General features: G+C 65.9%; 1 protein-coding gene. It reads right to left on the reverse strand.

Translation table 11 applies throughout. The annotated features are described in order from the left end of the window. Positions 1-1,466: hybrid sensor histidine kinase/response regulator (locus IF809_RS38515; RefSeq protein ID WP_462840074.1), on the reverse strand; the 1,466-nt coding region annotated here is incomplete at both ends.

Genomic DNA, 1,466 nt, shown 5'->3' on the forward strand with positions numbered 1-1,466 from the left:
AGCGCCGCGATCAGACCGGGACGGTCGAACTTGGCGACGTAGTCGTGGAAGCCGGCCTGACGGCCGCGCTCGATCGCCGCCGGCGACACCAGCGCCGAGAGGCCGATGATCGGCATCGAGCCCAGATTGCTGTCCGAGCGGATGGTTTCGGCGAACTCGAACCCGTTCATGTCGGGCATCTCGATGTCGGTCAGCACCACGTCGAAGTTCTGCGCGCGCAGGGCGGCGAGGCCCTCCTGCGCGGTCGGCGCGGTGCGGACGCGATAGCCAGCGGCCTTGAGCACCGGAGCCAGCATGTTGCGGAAGAAGGCCGAGTCGTCGACCAGCAGCACCGACTGCGAGTGCATCGACGGCTTCATCTCCTTGCGGGTGAACCAGTCGGCGAACGCCATCGGCAGGAAGTGGCCGACGTCGATCACTTCGGTGGCCTGGCCCTTGATCACGGCCGAGCCGAGGATGCCGGAAGCCGAGCCGCCGACCTCGATGTTGAGGCGTTCCTCGACGATGTCGATGATCTCGTCGACGACGAGGCCCATGGAGCGGCCGTCGTCGGCGAACACCAGGATCGGCTGGGCGCCCTGGCTGGCAATGGTGACGCCTTCCATGGCGACCAGCGGCATCAGCTGCTCGCGGTACTGCACCATGTAGCGGCCGTTCGAGAACTCGATCTTGTCGGCCGGGAGCTCTTCCAGGCGCGTGACGAGGCCAAGCGGGACCGCCTTGGGCTGGGCCGAGCCGGCGCGGAACACCAAGAGCGAGGTGGTCTGCTCGCCCGAGCCGATGTGGTGCGCGGCATTGTCGTCGGCCATGTCATGGGCCGAGGAGCCGGCGGCGCCGAGCGCCTTGGCAATGCCGTTGGGGTCGATGATCATGATCACGGCGCCGTCGCCCAGAATGGTGTTGCCGGAGAACATGTCGATGTGACGGAGCTTGGTCGACATCGGCTTGACGACGATTTCTTCGGTGTGGAACACGCCGTCGACGACGATGCCGAAGGTCTGGCTGCCGACCTGCGTCACCACGATGAAGCCGTTCTCGGGATCGGATGCCGCACCGTCGTCGATCTTGAGCAGCTTCTTCAGATGGATCAACGGCAGCAGCTTGTTGCGCAACCGAAGCACCGCGGTATCCTTGATGCGCTCGATGCGGTGCTCGGAGTTGGCACGGGCACGGACCAGCTCGACCACCGAGAGCTGGGGAATCGCGAAGCGGTCACCGGCAGCTTCCACGATCAGCGCCGAGACGATCGCCAGGGTCAGCGGGATCTTGATGGTGACGGAGGAGCCCTCGCCGGCCACCGACTTGATGTCGATGGTGCCGCCGATCTGGTCGATATTGGTGCGGACCACGTCCATGCCGACGCCGCGGCCGGAGACCGAGGTGATGGCGGCCGCGGTCGAGAAGCCCGGCGCGAAGATGAACTTGTGGATCTGGGCTTCGCTCATCTTCTCGAGCTCGGCCTCGGT

The sequence above is a fragment of the Bradyrhizobium sp. UFLA06-24 genome (assembly GCF_054967145.1).